Raw genomic sequence first — 18572 nt, forward strand, 5'->3', positions numbered from 1 at the left:
ATCATCCCAAACGTACATTGTGATCATCATTTCCGTATATATATTGGTAATTTCCAGAATCGGGGGACCATGCGCAAGAGTTAGCTGCGCTAGGGTGCGACCGTCGTCGATCACCCCCCGTTCGAAGGAGACGCGACATGAGGTTCGGTGCACTAGGGCGCACCGCCCTGATTGGACTTGTGGCCACCCTTGTCATTACGGGGTGTTCCAGCTCAGATAGCAAGACCGGAGGCGCCTCGAATGCCAACGGTCTTGAGAAGGCAGACCTCCTGATCGGCGAGTACCCCGGGGCGGACGCCGCCCCGCTGTTCATCGCGATCGAGCGTGGCTTCTTCAAGGAGCAGGGCCTCAATGTCAAGACGGAGGCCATCCAGGCTCCGCAGGCCGTACTGCCCAAGCTCGCCAACGGCAGCATGGACGTGGTGCTGGGCAGCTACGCCACCATCCTGTCCATCCAGTCCCAGGGGCTGGAGAAGTTCAAGTACATCGCGGACTCCTACCAGGGCGCCGCAGGGGCCTTCGGCGTGATGGTGTCGAAGAACTCGCCCATCAAGAGCGTCGCTGACCTCAAGGGCAAGAAGATCGGCGTCAACGCGCTGGTCGGCCTGGGCGTTCTCACCATGAACCCCCACCTCAAGATCGCCGGACTCGACCCCGCCAAGGACGTCAAGTACGTCCAGATCCCGAGCACCGACTGGCTCAAGTCGCTGAAGACCGGCGCCGTGGACGCCGTCTGGATGACCGACCCGTACGTCAGCCAGGCCAAGAACCAAGACGGCGCCACGATGCTGCTCGACACGATGTCCGGCCCCACGGACAGCCTGCCGATCACGGGCTGGGCGGCCACGGAGAAGTGGATCGGCAAGAACCCCAAGACGATGGCCGCTTTCCAGCGGGCGATGGCGAAGGCGCAGAACGTCGCCGCCACCGACCGCAGCGCCGTCACGAAGATCCTGCCGACCTTCACCCAGATCCCGGCCGCGACCGCTGCCACGATCAACCTGGGCAACTACCCGACCTCACTGAACGCCCAGCGCATTCAGCGGGTGGCTGACCTGATGGCGGAGTACGGCTTCATCAAGAACAAGATCGACGTCACCTCGATGATCGTTACGTCGCAGGGATGACCGCTGCCACAACACTGACGCGAGGCGGGCGTTCCGCGCTCGCCCGCGCCAGGGTCGGAAAGCTCATCCGCCACGCCATCGGCGTGGCGGTTTTTCTGCTTGTCTGGGAGCTCGCCAGCAGGACAGGCCTGGTCGAATGGCTGCCCCCGGCCTCTACCTGCCTTGCCAGAGTGATCGGCCTGGCGTTCGATCCCGAGTATCTCGCCGATCTGAGCTCCACGATGCTCGCCGCCGTCATCGGCCTGCCGCTGGCCATCCTGCTGGCCGTCCCTGTCGGGCTGCTGCTTGGGACCGTTCCCATCGTGGAGGAGATGACCCGCGCGATCGTCGAGTTCCTGCGCCCGATCCCCTCGGTGGCGCTGATCCCGCTGGCGCTGTTCCTGTTCCAGCCCGACATCAACGCCAAGGTCGCGCTCATCGTCTACGCCGCGTCCTGGCCGATCCTGATCAACACGCTCTACGGCGTGCGTGACGTCGACCCGCTGGCCGCGGAGACGCTGCGCTCGTTCAGCTTCGGCTCCGCGGCCGTCGTCTGGCGGGTGTCGCTGCCGAGCGCCGCGCCGTTCATCTTCACCGGCATCCGGCTGGCCGCCTCGATCACGCTCATCCTGGCCATCAGCGTGGAGTACGTCGTCGGCGGCGCCGGCGGGATCGGCGCCTTCCTCATCCAGGCGAGCACCGCCCTGGACGATTCGGCGATGGTCGACGTGATCGCCGTGCTGGTGTGGTCGGGCGCCATCGGATTGATCGTCAACACCCTGCTGCTGCGTGCCGAGCGGCGGCTGTTCAAGTGGCGGAACGTATGATCAAAACCCTGGTCAAACGGCTCTGGCTGGTGCCGGTGGCCCTCGTCGCGTGGGAGCTGATCACCAGGGCGGTGGACAACCCCTTCATGCCCCGCCCCACGGTCATCGTGGCGCGCATGTACGAGATGTGGTTCTCCGGGCCCCTCCTCCTCACCGACGAGGCGGTGGACAACTTCGTCCCCAGCATCATCAGGCTGGTCGGCTCGTGGAGTGTGGCCGTGGCCCTCGGGATAGCACTGGGTGTCGCGATCGGCAGGACCGCCTGGCTGTCCGACTACATCGACCCGCTGGTGGAGTTCGCCCGGGCCGTGCCGCCACCTGTGATGTTCCCCGTGTTCCTGGTGCTCTTCACCATGGGCACACAGGTCCAGGTGGCGACGATCGTCTTCGGCATCATCTGGCCGATCCTGCTGAATTCAATCGATGGCGCGCGTAACGTGGATCGTCTCCAGATTGAGACCGCTACCGTCTTCGGCGTCCCGGCGAGCCTGCGCCTGGTCCGGATCATCCTGCCCGCCGCCTCACCGAAGATCTTCGCTGGTCTGCGGCTGAGCGTCTCGCTGGCGCTGATCCTCATGATCGTCTCCGAGCTCAAAGGCTCCACCGACGGCATCGGCTATCTGCTGGCCAGCGCGAGCGACCGCTCCGACATGCCGGCCCTCTGGGGAGGAGTGGTCGTGCTCGGAGTGCTCGGTTACGTACTCAACACCCTGTTCCTCATGGTCGAGCGCCGGATGCTCACGTGGCACCGTGGCGCTCGCCGTACCGCGTAGGAGGCGGATGTGACTGACCTGTTGCTGAAGAACGTGCGTATTGTTACGCACGACCGAGACGAACCGGTCGTCGCGGACATCGCCGTGACCGACGGGCGCATCGAGCAGGTGGCAGCCGGCCTGTCCGCCGAGGGCGTCGAGGAGGTGCTCGACGGCGACGGGAAGCTGGCCTTCCCGGGCGTCGTGGACGCCCACCAGCACTGGGGCATCTACAACCCGCTGCCCGAGGACACCGCCTCGGAGAGCATGGCCAGCGCCCAGGGCGGCGTCACCACGGCGCTCACCTACATGCGGACCGGCCAGTACTACCTCAACCGGGGCGGTTCCTACGCGGAGTTCTTCCCCGAGGTGCTCAGGCAGGCGGAGGGACAGGCGTACATCGACTACGGCTTCCACCTCGCGCCCATGTCCAGCACGCACATCGGCGAGCTGCCCGACCTGGTGGAGAAGTCCGGGGTCTCGTCGTTCAAGATCTTCATGTTCTACGGTGGGCACGGGCTGCACGGGCGCTCGGCCGACCAGAGCAAGTTCCTGATGCTGCCCGAGGGCGAGCGCTACGACTACGGGCACTTCGAGTTCGTCATGCGTGGCGTGCAGGAGGCCCGCGAACGCTTCCCGCACCTGGCCGACGAGATCTCGCTGTCACTACATTGTGAGACCGCCGAGATCATGACCGCCTACACCAAGCTGGTGGAGGAGGCCGGCGACCTCAGCGGGCTGGCCGCCTACAGCGCCTCCCGGCCGCCGCACTCCGAGGGGCTGGCGGTCTTCATCGCCTCCTACCTCGCCCACGAGACCGGCCTGGCCAACATCAACCTGCTCCACCTGTCCTCGCGCAAGGCGCTCGACGCGGCCGTGCGGATGGCCAAGACCTTCCCGCACATCGACTTCCGCCGTGAGGTCACGATCGGGCATCTTCTCGCCGACATCGAGACCGCCAACGGGATCGGCGCGAAGGTGAACCCGCCCATCAGGCCGCGCGAGGACGTCGAGGCGCTGTGGGAGTACGTGCTCGACGGCACCGTCGACTGGGTGGTCAGCGACCACGCCTGCTGCCGCGAGGAGCTCAAGTTCGGCGCTCCGGCCGACGACGTGTTCCTGGCCAAGGCCGGGTTCGGCGGCGCCGAATACCTGCTGCCCGGCCTGATCACCGAGGGCCGCCGCCGCGGCCTGTCCTACGGGCGCATCGCCGCCCTCACCTCCTGGAACCCCGCCCGCAGGTACGGCCTGCGGAGCAAGGGCACCATCGCGCCCGGCTTCGACGCCGACTTCTGCCTGGTCGACACCGGCAGCACGTGGACCGTCCGGGCCGCCGAGTCGGAGTCGACGCAGGAGTACACCCCCTTCGAGGGCTTCGAGCTGAGCGCGAAGGTCACCGACACGTTCGTCAGGGGCAACCACGTCCTCGACGCGGGCAAGATCGTGGGTCGTCCGGTGGGCCAGTACATCTCCCGGCCGCTGGGCTGAAAGGAAACCCCTTGCTTGAGATAGACAACCTCACGCATGTCTATGGCGACGGCCCGACGCGGCACCACGCCATCGACGGCCTGAACCTGAGCGTCGCCGAGGGCGAGCTGCTGTGCATCGTCGGGCCCTCCGGATGCGGCAAGTCGACGCTCCTGCGCTCCATCGCGGGCCTGATCAAGCCCACGGGCGGCGCCATCAAGGTCCAGGGCGAGCTGGTCCGACAGACGCCGGAGAACCTGGCCGTCGTCTTCCAGGACTACAGCCGGTCGCTGTTCCCATGGATGTCGGTGGCGGACAACGTCGCGCTGCCGCTGCGCCGCAAGGACATGACCAAGCAGCAGCGCCGCGAAGCGGCCCACGAGGCGCTGGAGTCGGTGGGGCTGGCGGAGGCCGGTCGCAAGTACCCGTTCCAGCTGTCGGGCGGCATGCAGCAGCGGGTGTCGATCGCCCGCGCGCTGGCCTACCGGCCGGCGCTGATGCTCATGGACGAGCCGTTCGGCTCGGTCGACGCGCAGACGCGTGAGGACCTCGAAGACCTCGTCCTGAAGGTACGCGGGCACCACCAGATGACGATCGTGCTCATCACGCACGACATCGACGAGAGCGTGTACGTGGGCGACCGGGTCGTCGTGCTGTCCAAGGCGCCCGCGCACGTCGTGGGCGACCTGAAGGTGGAGCTGCCCAGTCCCCGCGACCAGATCAGCTCTCGCGAGCACCCGGACTTCGTCCACCTGCGCGCCGAGGTGGGGCGTCTGGTGCGCGGCGTGGCCTCCGTCTGAGCGTGTCTCATACGCGTCCGCCTGAGCGCGTCTCCGTACGCGCTCAGTACGCCTCTGTCTAACCCGTCCCCATAACTGGAACACAGGCCGAACCACCAGTGCCGCCGGGCGTCCAGCCCGGCGGCACTGGTGCAGAGGAAGTCAGGCCGGAGTGTGGGAGTGGCGGGTCAGGGCGTGTTCGACCAGCGTGATCAGCGTGCCCTTCACCGAGTCCCTGACTCGGGCGTCCAGGCGGACGATCGGGATGTGCGGGTTGAGTGACAACGCCTCCCGGATCTCCTCCTGCTGGTGCTGGAAGTTGCCGTCCCAGCCGTTGATGCCGATGACGAAGGGGAGTTTGGCCTCTTCGAAGTAGTCGATGGCCGGGAAGCTGTCGGCCAGCCGCCGCGTGTCCACCAGCACCACCGCGCCGATCGCACCACGCACCAGGTCATCCCACATGAACCAGAACCGGTGCTGTCCGGGCGTACCGAACAGATAGAGGATCAGGTCACGGTCGAGCGAGACCCGGCCGAAGTCCATCGCCACGGTCGTGGTCGTCTTGTTGGGCGTGAGGGAGACGTCGTCGACATGCGCCGACGCGTCCGTCATCACCGCCTCCGTGGTGAGCGGCAGAATCTCCGAGACCGCACCCACGAACGTCGTCTTGCCCACGCCGAAGCCGCCGGCCACGACGATCTTCGTCGAGGTTAGGCCGGGGCTAGAGCCTGCGAAGTCCACTGAGCACCCTTTCGAGCAAGTTGAGGTCCGGCTTTCCCGCGTCCAGCGCAGGCTGGTGCACGCGGATCAGGCCCTCCGACGCCATGTCGGCGATCAGCACCCGGACCACCCCAAGAGGCTGCCGTAAAAGGGCGGAGATCTCGGCAACCGACCTGACGTTCCGGGTTAGCTGAATGATCGCCTGATACTCCGGACTTAATAGTGAAATGTCTTTATATTCCGAGGTCACGGAGGACACGAGGGCCTCCATGGCGAACTTCATCCGTGGGGCCGTGCGGCCCCCTGTCACGGCATATGGCCGGACAAGGGAGCTCGGCTTCTGCGGACGCGGAGCCGACGGATGCGGCGGAGTGCTATCACCAGCCCAACCCTGACCTGACATCATGTTCTTCTCCTGTCACCGTCCCACTAACGCGGGCGGGACGCCTGCAGCTCGGCGCGCACGGCCGGGGTGAGCACCTGGCCCGCCCGTTCCACGAGCAGCGTCATCTGGTACGCGACCAGGCCCATGTCACAATCGGGCGCGGCGAGCACAGCGAGGCAGGAGCCATCGCTGATGGACATGATCATCAGAAGTCCGCGCTGCATCTCGATGACGGTCTGGGTGACCATACCGCCCTCGAACACACGAGCCGCGCCCTGCGTCAGGCTGATCACACCCGAGGCGACCGCGGCCAGCTGGTCGGCCCGGTCCTTGGGAAAACCCTCGGAGAAAGCCAGCGGCAAGCCGTCGGACGACACCACCACGGTGTGCGCGACTCCAGGCACGTTGTTGACGAAATCGGTGATCAGCCAGCTGATGCCACGCGCTCCCTGGCTCAGTTCTCTCATTGCTCCTCCTCATTGTCTTCTCCGCGGGTGAACGCGCGGCCTTGCCGTACCCCCTGCTGGAAGCTGGACAGCCGGCTCCGCAATCGATCGGGAGAGATCTGTGGCGCCGGTGACGTCGCCTGCGGCTCGGCCAGGCTGGCCGTACCGGGGACCAGGTTGGCCTTCGGCACGCGCCGCGGCAGGCCAGAGGCCGTCGTGCCGCCCATGGCCGGCTCGGTGGCGGCCTGCGCGGCCTGCCAGCCGGTGTCGGCGGGCGAGGACCACGTCGAGCCCGCGCCGGACTGGCCCGGCACGCGTTGCGGCAGCGAGGGCTTGTCCGACGTCCCGGCGGAGGCGGCGGACGCGGCGACCGGCGGGGGCGGGGCGGGCGCGGCCGCGGGAGGCACGGGGAGCTGAGCGTAAGGCTGGGCGTAGGGCTGCCCGGCGGGCTGCTGCGGGAGCTGGCCGATCGGCGGGACGGCCGGTATGCCCCCGATCTGCGTCTCCTCCTGTGCGGAGATCTCGGAGTACGGCTCCGGCTCCGGCTTGATCGGCTCGGGCTCCTGCTCCGGCCTGCGGAACCAGTCGGAGCCGACCGAGGAGAAGATCGGCAGGAAGTCGTCGCTCTGCTCCAGCGGCGAGCTGTCGCGCACCGCCGGGAGTGGGCCGGTCAGGTCCTTGGAGGAGTACTCGCCGGGACCGAACGGGTTGAACGCGCCGCGGCCGTTGTGCGTGAACGGCTCGACGGGCGGGATGGGCGAGTCGGCGAACGACGGCCAGCGCTGCTCCTCGAACCCGTACGCCGGCCGCGGCTCGGCGTCGAAGGACGGCTTGGGCATCGCGACGAACGGTGACCTGGGCGGCAGCTCCTCGGCCGAGCCGAAGGACGGCCAGCGCGTCTCCTCCGAGGAGGAGGGCGGGGGCGGCTCCGTGGCGAAGGACGGCCAGCGCTGCTCGTCCTGCGCCGGAGGCGGCGGCTCGGTGGCGAAGGAGGGCCAGCGCTGCTCGTCCTGCCGCGGCACCTCCTCGGCGAAGGACGGCCAGCGCTGCTCGCCCGGGGCGGCGGCCGCGGGCGGCTCCTCGGCGAACGACGGCCAGCGCTGCTCGTCGGGCTGCTGCCTCGGCGGCTGCTCCTCGCCGAACGGCGGCCAGTTGCCGCCACCGCCCGGCACGGGCAGCGTGCCCGGCCACTGCGTGTCGACCGGCGCGTCGTCACGGATGTCGGGGGTGTCGATCGTGCCCTGCGGCGCGGCGTAGACGCCCGAGCCGTTCGTCGAGGACGGCTCCAGCTGGCTCGGGTCGAAGGTGGTGAAGGCTTCGTACTGGCCGCGCTGCTGGGGCACCCCGCCGACGGCGGCGCCACCGCCGAGGAGCATGTCGGGCAGCATGACGAGCGCGGCCAGGCCGCCCGCGTCCCGCATCCCGAGCTGGACCCTGATGCCGTGGCGCAGCGCCAGGCGGCCGACCACGAACAGGCCCATGCGGCGGGAGACGGCCACGTCCACGACCGGCGGGTTGGCCAGCCGCCAGTTGGCCTCGGCCAGCTCGTCGGCCGACATGCCGATGCCCAGATCGGTGATCGTCACCTGGACGCCACCCTCGATGGGCGAGCTGGTGACCTGGACCTTGCTCTCGCGCGGGGAGAAGGAGATGGCGTTCTCGATCAGCTCGGCGAGCAGGTGAACGGCGTCGGTGACGGCCGGGCCGGCGACCTCGATGCCGGACGGGATCTGGATCTGGACCCGTTCGTAGTTCTCGACCTCGGACAGCGAGGCGCGGGCGATGTCGACCAGCGGCACCGGCTCGCTCCACTTGCGGGCGGCCTCCTGGCCGGCGAGGACCAGGAGGTTCTCGCTGTTGCGGCGCATGCGGGTGGCGAGGTGGTCCAGCCGGAACAGGTTCGCCAGCCGGTTCTCGTCCTCTTCACCCTGCTCCAGGCCCTCGATGAGCTGCAGTTGCCGCTCGACGAGTGTCTGGCTGCGCCGGGAGAGGTTGACGAACATCGAGTTGACGTTGGCGCGCAGCTTGGCCTCGTCGCCGGCCAGCCTGATCGCCTCGCGGTGGACCTCGTCGAAGGCCCGGGCCACTTCCCCGATCTCGTCGCGGGTGTTGACGCCGACGGAGGGCACATCGGGCACCTCGGCGCTGTCCCCGGACTCGCGCAGCAGGCGGACGGTCTCGGGCAGCCGGGTGGTGGCCACCTGGAGCGCCTCGGCGCGCAGCCGGCGCAGCGGGCGGACCAGCGAACCGGCCACCCGGGTGGTGATCACCAGGACGAGCAGCAGCAGGACCAGGATGGTCGCGCCGGAGATGATGGCGTTGCGCTGCTCGGTGTCGCTCAGGTCCCGGGTGGTGGCCACGATCCTGGTGGTCAGGCCGTCCTCGACCTTGCGCATGGCGTTGGCGGACAGCGAGGTGCTCTCGTACCAGAGCTGGAGGTCACGGCGAGTCGTGATGTCCAGGTCCCTGATGGTCTTGAACTCGCGCAGCTGGGCCAGGGCCCGCTGGCGCATCGCGTCCGCGCGGTCGATCTGCGGGCCGCGCACGCCCTTCTTGTACGCCTGGAGGTCCGCAGGGGTGGCTTCCTGCTCGAAGGCGGTCAGCTGCAGCTGCTGACTGTTCCAGGAGCCGAGGAAGTCGGACAGGTCGTCATAGTCCAGCCGCCGCTCGATCAGCGCCACGACGAGGATGCCCTGCTGGCGCAGCACCTGTTCCCTGGTCTGGTCGAGGGCGGTCAGCGCGGCCACGTCGCCCTGGAGGGCGTCGTCGCTGATGCCGTCGCCCAGGTCGTTCTGGAGGCGCTCGAGGACCTCGATCAGGGAGGAATAGGTGCGGATGGCGGCTCGGGGCGGCACGCTCGCCTCACCCGCGATCGACCTGCGCAGGCCGTCGAGTCCGGTCAGCCACCGGCGGATCTCCACGACCTCCTGCTGGACGCGGGTGGTGTGGGTGGCGTCGATGGACGCGGTGGCGGCGAGCACGCGCTGCTTGGCCGCGTCGGACGCCTCGCGCTGGGTCTTGAGCTGGCTCAGGCGGATGGGACGCCGGCGGTCGGCCATGTACCACGCGGTGAGCGTGCGTTCCTTGGCGAGCTCGTGCGACAGCGCGGAGGCGCGCTGGACCAGCTCGGCGACCTGGGTCAGCCGGCGGTACTCGGCGCTGGTGCCGATGGCGTTCGCGAGCTGGACGCCGGCGAGAAGCACACCCACGACCGTGGGGATGAGGATCAGCGCCACCAGCCTGGAGCGCACGCGCCAGTTCGCCAGCCGGAACCGTCCGCCTGTGTACTCCCCCGACCTGGTGTGCCTGGGGTTATCCGTCCTCACTGACTCTCGCAACCTCTCGCCGTTACGTGCTCGAAAATCTGACACGCTTGGGGCGCATGGGATTTCTGCGGGCTGGGTAATTGGAACACAACCCGTACCAGACGGCCAACCGTACATATCCCATCAAATACGACCAAACGTGCCCACAAGGTCGCATTTCGCCGCGCGCGTTTTCAGGCGGGCCGAAAGGAGTCTCGCTCCACCGGCGCCGCGTGCTTGACCATCAGGTGACGGGTCACCGAATACTCCTGCACCGCCTCCTGGCTCATGTCCTTGCCGAAACCACTGCCCTTGACCCCGCCGTGCGGGGCCTCGCTGGCTATCGGCAGGTGGTCGTTGATCCAGGTCACACCCACATCGAGGCGGTGCGAGACCCGCATCGCCCTGGCAACGTCTCGTGACCACACGGACGAGGCCAGACCGTAACGCGTGTCGTTGGCCAGCGTGACCGCCTCGTCCTCGGTGTCGAACGGCAGGACCACGAGGACGGGACCGAATAGCTCTCCCTGGACGATATCGCTGTTCTGTGACACTTCGTTAACAAGTGTCGGAAGGTAGTAGAAGCCGGGTCCGTCTACCGGGACGCCACCATGCACGACGCGCCCGCCGGAGCCGGAGACGAAGCCGTGCACCCGGTCGCGGTGGGCCGCCGAGATCAGCGGGCCGACGTCGGTGGCGGGGTCCCACGGGTCGCCCACGGTGATGCCGGCGAGCGTCTGCCTGATGGCCTCCACCGCGTCGTCGTACACCGGCCGGGCCACGTACACGCGGGTGGCGGCGGTGCAGTCCTGGCCGGTGTTGTACGTGGCGCCCATGGCCACGCCGCGAGCCGTCTCCTCCAGGTCGGCGTCCTCGAAGACCAGCGCGGGCGCCTTGCCGCCGAGCTCCAGGTGCACCCGCTTGAGCGTCTTGGCGGCACCGCTCATGACAGCTCGGCCGGTCTCCGTCGAGCCGGTGACGCTGACCATGTCCACGCCCGGATCGGTGACCAGCGCCTCCCCGACCTCGGCGTCGCCGGTGACCACTCGCACCAGGCCGGCCGGCGCGCCCGCCTGGACGAACAGCTCGGCCAGGCGCAGCGTGGTGCGGGGCGTCTGCGGGGCGGGCTTGATGACCACCGCGTTGCCCGCGGCGACGGCCGGGCCGAGCTTCCACACGGCCATCACGAACGGGAAGTTCCACGGCGCGATCGAGCCCACCACGCCGACCGGGCGGCGCAGCATGACCGAGGTGTAGCCGCGGCTGAACACCCCGGCGCCCGACCCTTCGAGCGAGCGCGCGGCCCCGGCGAAGAAGCGCAGGTTGTCGGCCGCGAACGGCAGCTCGCCGTCCCTGAAGACGGCCGCGGGCTTGCCCGTCTCCTCGACTTCCAGCCGGGTCAGCTCCTCGGCGTCGGCCTCGACCAGGTCGGCCAGCCGCAGCAGCACCCGGGCCCGCTCGGCCGGGGTGGCCTGCGACCACTCCTCGAAGGCGGCGCGCGCCGTCCCCACGGCCCGCGTCACGTCCTCGACGGGGGTGTCGGGGATCTTGTCGAAGACGAGCCCCGTCGCGGGGTTGATCAGCTCACGCATCGGACGGCTGCCCCAGCTCCTCGATGAGGTCCGCGGCCTTGCGCAGCCCGTCGAGGCCGCGGATCCGCTCACCCTCGGCGGCCAGCCGGGCGCGCAGCTGCTCGTCGCCGAGCAGGCGGTCGAGTGCGCCCGTCAGCTCCTCGTCGGTGAAGGCGTAGGTCGACAGCCGCACGCCGTAGCCGAGCTCGTCCACGCGCTGGGCGTTGTCGTACTGGTCCCAGAACAGCGGCAGCAGGATCATCGGCTTGCCGAAGTGCAGCGCCTCGGTGGTGGTGTTGTTGCCGCCATGCGTGATGACCAGGTCGCAGAGCGGGATGATCTTCGTCTGCGGCAGGAACTCGGCGCCCCACATGTTGTCGGCCAGCTTGATCTCCTCGTGCAGCGGGCCCTTGGAGACGATGAACTGGTGCGGGGTGGTGGCCAGCACGTCGATCACCCGCTGCATCAGCTCCACGTCGGAGGAGCCGAGCGAGCCGAGCGAGAAGTAGACCAGCGCCCCGCCGGTGCGCTGGAAGGACAGCTGGAAGTCCTCATCGGTCTCGCGCACCGAGGAGTCGAGGCGGTGCCAGGTGGGGCCGAGCGGGCGGGCGTCGGTGTAGTCGAGGATCTCCGGGAACACGTAGAGGTTCAGGTCGCCCTCGTGGATGAAGTCGAGGTCGGGCAGCGGCTCGGTGCCCTGCTCGACGCACCACTCGTTGAAGGCGTTCCAGATCTCCCGGTGCGTACGGTCGTACTCGGCGCGGAAGGCGTCCCACTCCGCGCGGTGGTCGGCGGGCAGACCCGAGAACACCGGCGCGACGTCGTCGCCGCGCACCTCCAGCGGGTTGCAGGACACGATGCGGACGAACTTCTTGCCGGTGGTGAGCAGCGCGGGGAAGGTGATGACGTTGTCCTCGACGATGACGTCCGGCTGGACCCGCTCGATGATCGCCTTGAGCTGCGGCTCGCAGTACTTGGCGCCGTCGATGAGGGAGTCCCAGATGGGCTTGGTCACCGTTTCGAGCTGCTCCAGCGTGCTCTTGCGGTATTCAGGGGCGGTCTCGCGGATGAAGTCCTTCCAGAACTGCCCCGCGTCCTGCTCCTCGTCCCCCTCGGCCGGCGGCGCCAGGTCGACGAGATCCTCCTCGAAGCCGAGCGCTTCGAGCTTGCCCTTCCACGAGGCCTCGGCGGCGAAGACGACGCGGTGACCACGGCGACGGAGAATGTCGCCGATGCCGATGCTGTTGTTCGTGGGCCCGTAGGCGCTTTCCGGCATGAACAGGATGGTGAGGGACATCACGCGCTCCGAGGTGGGCTATCAATTTGAAGGGGAATTCAAATACTCATCTAGCGGGCCGGTCAACTTCAAGGCACTATGGTCACGGCTTCCTGAACGGCAGACGAACAAGGCGGTGAGTGTGACCCAGCGAAAGAGCCGCAGCGACCGGCGCATCGACCTGATCGAGGCGGCCCGGCGGGCCATCATCCGTCACGGCATCGACCGCGTACAGCTCTCGCACGTGGCCGAGGAGGCGGGGCTCACCTCGGGCGCCGTGCTGTATCACTATCCCGACCTCAGCGAGCTGCTGGTCGAGGCGCAGCACGCCGGGATGGAGCGATTCTACGAGCAGCGGATGAAGCAGCTCGCGGCGCTCACCGACCCGGCGGAGAAGCTGGTCATGACGATCAGGTCGGGGCTGCCGACCGGTCCGCTCGACCCCGACGTCCGGCTGCTCAACGAGCTGGGCGGGGCCGCGGGACGCAGCCGGGTCTACGGGGTGCTGCTCACGTCGCTCTATGACCGGCAGGTGTCGATGTACCAGTCGATCCTGGACACGGGGGCCGCGCTGGGCGTCTTCACGCTGAGCTCCGACTCGCTGACGATCTCGCGCAACCTGGTGGCCCTGGAGGACGCCTACGGCTACCGGATCACCGCCCGGCACCCGGTGATAGGCCCGCAGGAGGCGGCCGAGCTGATCCTGTCCTACGCGCGCACGGCGACGGGCCACGGCCTCGCGCACTGAGCGCCCCCCGCTCATGGAGCCGCTCCCCGGTCCGCCGGGATGATGACGGCGTCGTCGTGCCGCCAGTGCAGTTTGACCTTGGCGCCCTGCTCCACGGCGCTGACGCCCTGCACGGCCACGAGGACCGGCTTGACGCGGCCGGGCAGGTCGACCGAGACGTGGGAGACACCGCCGTAGAAGCTGACGTCGAGCACGGTCCCCTTGAGGCCGTGCGCGGCCGTCTCGTCGCGCAGCTCGATCTTCTCGGGGCGGACGCCCAGGAGCGCCTTGGTGCCCGTTTCCAGCTCCTCCAGCGGGGTGCCGGGCAGCAGGCCGAAGTCGTCGGTCCGCAGGGCCTCGGCGTCGCCGGCCGTACCCTCGAACAGGTTGTTGGCGCCGACGAAGTCGGCCACGAAGGGGGTGCGGGGCCGCTCGTAGAGCTCGACGGGCTGGTCCACCTGGCGCACGCCGCCGCGCTCGAAGACCGCGATGCGGTCGGCGAGCGACATGGCCTCCTCCTGGTCGTGGGTGACGACCACGAAGGTGATGCCGACCTCGTGCTGCAGCCGCTTGAGCTCCAGCTGCATGTCGGCGCGGACCTTCTTGTCCAGCGCGGACAGCGGCTCGTCGAGCAGGAGCAGGCGCGGGCGCTTGACGATGGAGCGGGCGAGCGCGACGCGCTGGCGCTGGCCACCCGACAGCTGGGCGGGCTTGCGGCCGCCGAGGTCCGACAGGCCGACGGTCTCCAGCACCTCGCCGACGCGCTGCTTGATCTCCTGGCGCGGCAGCTTCTCGCGCTCCAGGCCGTAGGCCACGTTCTTGGCCACGGTCATGTGCGGGAACAGCGCGTACGACTGGAACATCAGGCTGATCGGCCGCCGGTTCGGCTGCTTGCCGAGCAGGTCCTCCCCGTCCAGCGTCACCGTGCCGCTGTCGGGCGTCTCGAACCCGGCCAGGATGCGCAGCAGCGTGGTCTTGCCGCAGCCGGAGGGGCCCAGCAGCGCGAAGAACTCACCCTGGCGGATCTCCAGGGAGACCCCGTCGAGCGCGGTGACATCACCGAACCGTCGCGTGATCCCGTCAATCTTCAGCACGTGAAACTTCCCCGATCTTGGTCATCCTCTGGCCCACGATCACCGCCGTGAAGCTCACCAGGAGCAGGATGGCCGCCAGCGCGTTGATCTTCGGGGTGACCCCGAAACGGATCATCGAATAGATGACGATCGGCAGCGTCTGCTCGTTGTTGCCGATCGTGAAGAAGGCGATCACGAACTCGTCCAGCGACAGCGTGAAGGCCAGCAGCGCGCCCGCGATGATGCCGGGCGTGAGCTGCGGCAGCGTCACCTTCATGAACGTGACGACCGGCCCCGCCCCGAGGTCGCGCGAGGCCTCCTCCAGCGAGGTGTCGGCGTTCGACAGCCTGGTGCGCACCACCGCGGCGACGAACGCCATCGAGAAGACGCCGTGCGCGAGGATCACCGAGTAGAGCCCCAGCGTGAGCTGGATCATCCCGTAGAAGACCAGCAGCCCGATGGCCAGCACCAGGTCGGGCAGCACGGCGGGCATCAGGGCGAGCGCGTCGAGCGTCTTCGACCGGGTGTACCTGGCCAGGCCGACGGCCAGCAGCGTGCCGAGCACGGTCGCGACGACGGTCGAGCCCGCGGCCACGATGAGCGTGTTGACCACGCCGTCCCTGATGCGCTCGTCCTGGGCCAGCTCGCCGTACCACTTGAGGCTGAAGCCCTCGTAGGTGTAGGCCGACCTGCCGGAGTTGAACGACATCACGACGAGCACGATGATCGGCGCGTACAGGAAGACGTACGTCGCCCAGAACGGGACATGCAGCCACTTCGACCTACGCACGACGGGCCACCCATGACTGCGCGATCAGCAGCACCACCAGGACCGCCACGAGGGCCAGCGTCAGCGCGGAGCCGAAGGGCCAGTCGCGCGCCTGCAGGAACTCGGTGCGGATCAGGTTGCCCACCATGACCGACTTGCCCCCGCCGAGCATCTCGGGGATGACGAAGTTGCCGAAGCTGGGCACGAACACGAACAGGCACCCGGTCAGCACGCCCGGCACCGTCAGCGGCAGCGTCACCTTGCGGAAGGTGCTGAACGCCGACGCGCCCAGGTTCGCCGACGCCTCGCGCAACTGCGGGTCGAGCCGCTCGATCGCCGCGTAGAGCGGCAGCACCATCAACGGCAGGTAGGAGTAGAGCAGCCCGAGGACGATGGCGCCCTGGTTGTAGAGCAGCTCGTACGGCCCCAGGCCGAGCGCCTTCAACCCCGAGTTCAGCAGGCCGGGACCGTTGAGCAGGATGATCCAGGCGTAGACGCGGATGATGAAGTTCGTCCAGAACGGCAGCACGACGGCGACCAGCGCGACCGTCTTCCACTTGCGCGGCAGCTGCGCGATCAAGTACGCCGTGGGATAGCCGAGCAGCAGCGCGAGCAGCGTCGTGAGCCCCGCGATCTTCAGGGATGCGCCCACCACGCTGAGGTAGAGCGGGTCGATCAGGCGGGTGAAGTTCTCGCCGGTGACCTCGTAGACGACACCGCCGAACCGGCCGCGCTGGAAGAGCGTGTAGCTCAGCACCAGCACCAGCGGCACCAGCAGGAGCACCACCAGGTACGTCAGCCCGGGTGACAGGAAAACGAACGCGCCCAGCCGGCGTCCTCTGGAAGGGGACACCGGCCGGGATTCAGCTTCTGACTTCATCTTGGTGCTACGACTGCGCCTTGATCTCGGTCGCCAGGCGCGTGTACTTGACGCCCGCCTGGCCCAGGTCGATGAGCGACTCACCGTTGAGCAGCTCGGCCGGCTTGATGTCCAGCAGCGAGCCCTTGGCGATCTGCACCTTGTCCATGGCGGCCTTGTTGGGCACCTTGTAGTTGATGTTGACGGCGGCCCAGCTGTGGATCTCGGGGTCGAGGATGTAGTTGATCAGGGCGTGCGCCGCCTCCTTGTTCTTGGAGGACTTCATGATCACCATGGTGTCCACCCAGAGGTCGCTGCCCTCCTTCGGCACCACGAACTTGATGTTCTGCTTCTCGCTCGTGGTCGGGCACCAGCCGTCCCACGCCTCGACCATGACCGCCTCGCCGGAGGTGAGCTTGTCGCCGAAGGTCGTGTCGTCGTAGCCGAGCAGGTGCGGCTTGGCCGCGACGAGGAGCTCCTTGGCCTTGGCGATCTCGGCGTCCTTGTCGGTGTTGACCGAGTAGCCGAGCGCCTTGAGGGCGGGCAGGGCCAGCCAGCGCTCGGTGGTCATCATGGTGACCTTCTTCTCGGCCCAGGACGGGGGCTGAAGGATGTCCTTCCAGCTCGTCGGCGGCGTCTTCACCAGGTCGCTGCGGTAGCAGATGCCGGTCGTGCCCCAGGTGTAGGGCACCGAGTACTTGTTGCCCTTGTCGTAGGACAGCTGCGTCGCCTCGGGGTAGAGGTTCGACAGGTTCGGGATCAGCTCGGGGTGGATCGGCTCCAGCAGGCCCTGCTCGTTGAGCGCCTGGGCGTACTGGCCGGACACGAACGCCACGTCGATGCCGCTGTCGCCACCGGCGGTCAGCTTGGTCATGGCGGTCTCGTTGGTGTCGTGGATCGCGATCTTCAGCGGGAACTTGAGCTTGTCCTTGACCTTCTGCGGCAGCTCCTTGGGCGTGTATCCGTCCCACACGGTCACGTTGACCGACTGCTTCGACAGGTCGGCGTTCGGGTTGAGCTGGTCGGCGGTCGCCGCCGGCGCCGCGCCTGCGTTGGTCGACTCACCGCCGCACGCCGCGGCGGCGAGCGCGAGGCCGGCCACCGCTACGGCGGCCGGAAGACGACGGGTGAACCGGGTACGGAACACGGCCGCTTACTCCTTCAGGGTTCCGGTGGATGAGGGGTCGCGCGACCAACCGGGCACGGCAGACCAGACGAGGAGTGTTGCAGCAGAAATCAACATGAGCAAGACTTTTGCGGACACTGTTACCTGGATGTTTGGTATTCCTGTTGAACATGAATTCAATTTGGAGGCGGTTGCTCTCTCTCGGTGAGAAGCCCCTCACATCACGGGATCGCGGCGTCTCGGCCGCGCTCGTGACGGCGCTGAGGGGTGGGGGTGACGTGCCGCCGCCGTTCGCGGTCCGCCGCTTCTCCGCGCTGCCCAGCCTCTCGTACGAGGCTGGGGATCTCGACACTGGGGTGCCGGTCGAACGGGATTTCGGCGCACATGTCGACCAGACGAACTACTCCGTGATCGTGGCCGATCGGGTGGTCGTCAAGTGGCTGACGCCGTCGGCGGCGCTGCCGCATCCCGCTCCCGATCTGCTCGCCCACCTGGCCGGGTTCCGGGACACGGCTCCGCCGTACGCCGCCCTGACCCGGGTGGACGAGACGGGCGAGAGGCTGCTCGCGCTGGTCACGGGCTACCTGCCGGAGGCCAGGGACGGTTGGGAGTGGTGCGCTGACGAGGCCGCCGCCGGCCGCACCGCCTTCGCGGAAGCCCTCGGCCGCCTGGCCGCCGACCTCCACCTGGCGCTCTCCACTTTCCCACCCCCTTCCATCGTCGCCACTCCCCCAGCCGTTACACCCATTTCCGGTCTGGCGGAAAGGGCCGAGCAGGCGCTGGCCGAGGCTCTCGCCCTGACGGACGGCGAGGACGGCGCGTGGCTGGCCGGCCGGGCCGGTGCCCTCAGAGCCGAGCTGGCCCCGCTGACCAGGCCGATCAGCACGCCGCTGATCCGCATCCACGGCGATCTGCACGTCGGCCAGATCCTGCGGTGGCGCGACGGTTACGCCGTGATCGACTTCGATGGCAACCCCACCGTCATGGAGGCCGCGCCGTACCAGCCGGCGGCCAGGGACCTCGCCCAGCTCGCCACGAGTCTGGAGCACGTCGCCCAGGTGGCGATCAAGCGCCGCGGCACCCCGCCGCGTCAGGCGCTCGACTGGGCCGGCGAGGCCCGCGAGCTCCTGCTGACCGCCTACCGGAACCGCCTGGCCGAGTGCGGGCGGCCGGATCTCCTGGACGAGTCGCTGCTGCGCCCGTTCGAGATCGAGCAGGAGTGCCGGGAGCTGGTCTACGCCGCCCGCCACCTGCCCCGCTGGCGCTACGCCCCGATGGGCGTGCTGCGCGCCCGCTACCCCGAGGACACCCCGTGAACCCCAAGCTGTGCCAGGCGGATACCTCCGAGGAGACCCCCATGAACCCCAAGCCATGCCAGGCAGAT

General features: G+C 68.4%; 17 protein-coding genes. 7 read left to right on the top strand and 10 right to left on the bottom strand.

Annotated elements, in window-relative coordinates; all coding sequences use genetic code 11:
• The first annotated feature begins 137 nt into the window (after positions 1–137).
• Genes ACQP2T_RS47835 through ACQP2T_RS47855 form a run of 5 tightly spaced genes read left to right on the top strand, consistent with a single transcriptional unit; the run spans position 138 to position 4952 of the window.
• Positions 138–1127, top strand: coding sequence for an ABC transporter substrate-binding protein (locus ACQP2T_RS47835; RefSeq protein ID WP_433511468.1), 990 nt, complete (start codon positions 138–140; stop codon positions 1125–1127).
• Positions 1124–1933, top strand: coding sequence for an ABC transporter permease (locus tag ACQP2T_RS47840; protein ID WP_433511469.1), 810 nt, complete (start codon positions 1124–1126; stop codon positions 1931–1933). Before ACQP2T_RS47835 ends, ACQP2T_RS47840 begins: the two co-directional genes overlap by 4 nt.
• Positions 1930–2706, top strand: coding sequence for an ABC transporter permease (locus ACQP2T_RS47845; RefSeq protein ID WP_433511470.1), 777 nt, complete (start codon positions 1930–1932; stop codon positions 2704–2706). The genes ACQP2T_RS47840 and ACQP2T_RS47845 overlap by 4 nt, the downstream gene beginning before the upstream one ends.
• Positions 2707–2715: 9 nt before the next feature.
• Positions 2716–4173 (top strand): dihydroorotase, encoded by a 1458-nt coding sequence (locus ACQP2T_RS47850; protein ID WP_433511471.1) that lies wholly within the window; start codon positions 2716–2718, stop codon positions 4171–4173.
• Between the two features lie 11 nt (positions 4174–4184).
• On the top strand, positions 4185–4952 hold the full coding sequence (locus tag ACQP2T_RS47855; protein WP_433511472.1) for an ABC transporter ATP-binding protein: 768 nt from the start codon (positions 4185–4187) through the stop codon (positions 4950–4952).
• 141 nt (positions 4953–5093) lie between these two features.
• On the opposite strand, the gene ACQP2T_RS47860 is transcribed toward ACQP2T_RS47855, so the two are convergent.
• From ACQP2T_RS47860 to ACQP2T_RS47885, 6 genes are all read right to left on the bottom strand, one after another.
• On the bottom strand, positions 5094–5672 hold the full coding sequence (locus ACQP2T_RS47860; protein ID WP_433511473.1) for a GTP-binding protein: 579 nt from the start codon (positions 5670–5672) through the stop codon (positions 5094–5096).
• Complete coding sequence (locus tag ACQP2T_RS47865) at positions 5653–6054, bottom strand: DUF742 domain-containing protein (RefSeq protein WP_225290601.1); 402 nt, start codon at positions 6052–6054, stop codon at positions 5653–5655. Before ACQP2T_RS47865 ends, ACQP2T_RS47860 begins: the two co-directional genes overlap by 20 nt.
• A 26-nt stretch (positions 6055–6080) precedes the next feature.
• Positions 6081–6503 carry a roadblock/LC7 domain-containing protein gene (locus ACQP2T_RS47870; RefSeq protein ID WP_246650111.1) on the bottom strand — a complete coding sequence of 141 codons (423 nt, stop codon included), beginning with the start codon at positions 6501–6503 and terminating at the stop codon, positions 6081–6083.
• On the bottom strand, positions 6500–9808 hold the full coding sequence (locus ACQP2T_RS47875) for a sensor histidine kinase (RefSeq protein WP_433511474.1): 3309 nt from the start codon (positions 9806–9808) through the stop codon (positions 6500–6502). Before ACQP2T_RS47875 ends, ACQP2T_RS47870 begins: the two co-directional genes overlap by 4 nt.
• Before the next feature lie 173 nt (positions 9809–9981).
• Positions 9982–11379 carry an aminobutyraldehyde dehydrogenase gene (locus ACQP2T_RS47880; protein WP_433511475.1) on the bottom strand — a complete coding sequence of 466 codons (1398 nt, stop codon included), beginning with the start codon at positions 11377–11379 and terminating at the stop codon, positions 9982–9984.
• The gene (locus ACQP2T_RS47885; RefSeq protein WP_433511476.1) at positions 11372–12655 is read right to left on the bottom strand and encodes a glycosyltransferase; all 1284 of its coding nucleotides are present in this window, start codon (positions 12653–12655) and stop codon (positions 11372–11374) included. Before ACQP2T_RS47885 ends, ACQP2T_RS47880 begins: the two co-directional genes overlap by 8 nt.
• A gap of 121 nt (positions 12656–12776) precedes the next feature.
• Between ACQP2T_RS47885 and ACQP2T_RS47890 the strand changes: the two genes are divergently transcribed.
• On the top strand, positions 12777–13382 hold the full coding sequence (locus ACQP2T_RS47890; protein WP_433511477.1) for a TetR/AcrR family transcriptional regulator: 606 nt from the start codon (positions 12777–12779) through the stop codon (positions 13380–13382).
• An 11-nt stretch (positions 13383–13393) separates the two neighbouring features.
• Here the strand turns inward: ACQP2T_RS47890 and ACQP2T_RS47895 are convergent, their stop codons facing one another.
• The 4 genes from ACQP2T_RS47895 to ACQP2T_RS47910 are packed head-to-tail and all read right to left on the bottom strand — an operon-like array spanning position 13394 to position 17209.
• Positions 13394–14455 carry an ABC transporter ATP-binding protein gene (locus tag ACQP2T_RS47895; RefSeq protein WP_433511478.1) on the bottom strand — a complete coding sequence of 354 codons (1062 nt, stop codon included), beginning with the start codon at positions 14453–14455 and terminating at the stop codon, positions 13394–13396.
• On the bottom strand, positions 14442–15224 hold the full coding sequence (locus ACQP2T_RS47900; RefSeq protein WP_433511479.1) for an ABC transporter permease: 783 nt from the start codon (positions 15222–15224) through the stop codon (positions 14442–14444). Before ACQP2T_RS47900 ends, ACQP2T_RS47895 begins: the two co-directional genes overlap by 14 nt.
• Positions 15217–16056 carry an ABC transporter permease gene (locus tag ACQP2T_RS47905; protein WP_433511480.1) on the bottom strand — a complete coding sequence of 280 codons (840 nt, stop codon included), beginning with the start codon at positions 16054–16056 and terminating at the stop codon, positions 15217–15219. Before ACQP2T_RS47905 ends, ACQP2T_RS47900 begins: the two co-directional genes overlap by 8 nt.
• A gap of 34 nt (positions 16057–16090) precedes the next feature.
• Entirely contained in the window at positions 16091–17209 is a 1119-nt protein-coding gene (locus tag ACQP2T_RS47910; RefSeq protein WP_433511481.1) for a polyamine ABC transporter substrate-binding protein, read from the bottom strand.
• Between the two features lie 170 nt (positions 17210–17379).
• On the opposite strand from ACQP2T_RS47910, the gene ACQP2T_RS47915 reads away from it, so the two are divergent.
• The gene (locus tag ACQP2T_RS47915; RefSeq protein WP_433511482.1) at positions 17380–18504 is read left to right on the top strand and encodes a hypothetical protein; all 1125 of its coding nucleotides are present in this window, start codon (positions 17380–17382) and stop codon (positions 18502–18504) included.
• Positions 18505–18572 lie beyond the last annotated feature (68 nt).

The organism is Nonomuraea sp. CA-143628, assembly GCF_050942315.1.
Classification (GTDB): domain Bacteria; phylum Actinomycetota; class Actinomycetes; order Streptosporangiales; family Streptosporangiaceae; genus Nonomuraea.

What these genes read in the sequence shown, in the direction of transcription:
- ACQP2T_RS47835 (WP_433511468.1), top strand. Translation starts at nt 138, where the DNA reads ATGAGGTTCGGTGCACTAGGGCGCACCGCCCTGATTGGACTTGTGGCC.
- ACQP2T_RS47840 (WP_433511469.1), top strand. Translation starts at nt 1,124, where the DNA reads ATGACCGCTGCCACAACACTGACGCGAGGCGGGCGTTCCGCGCTCGCC.
- ACQP2T_RS47845 (WP_433511470.1), top strand. Translation starts at nt 1,930, where the DNA reads ATGATCAAAACCCTGGTCAAACGGCTCTGGCTGGTGCCGGTGGCCCTC.
- ACQP2T_RS47865 (WP_225290601.1), bottom strand. Translation starts at nt 6,054, where the DNA reads ATGTCAGGTCAGGGTTGGGCTGGTGATAGCACTCCGCCGCATCCGTCG.
- ACQP2T_RS47870 (WP_246650111.1), bottom strand. Translation starts at nt 6,503, where the DNA reads ATGAGAGAACTGAGCCAGGGAGCGCGTGGCATCAGCTGGCTGATCACC.
- ACQP2T_RS47880 (WP_433511475.1), bottom strand. Translation starts at nt 11,379, where the DNA reads ATGCGTGAGCTGATCAACCCCGCGACGGGGCTCGTCTTCGACAAGATC.
- ACQP2T_RS47885 (WP_433511476.1), bottom strand. Translation starts at nt 12,655, where the DNA reads ATGTCCCTCACCATCCTGTTCATGCCGGAAAGCGCCTACGGGCCCACG.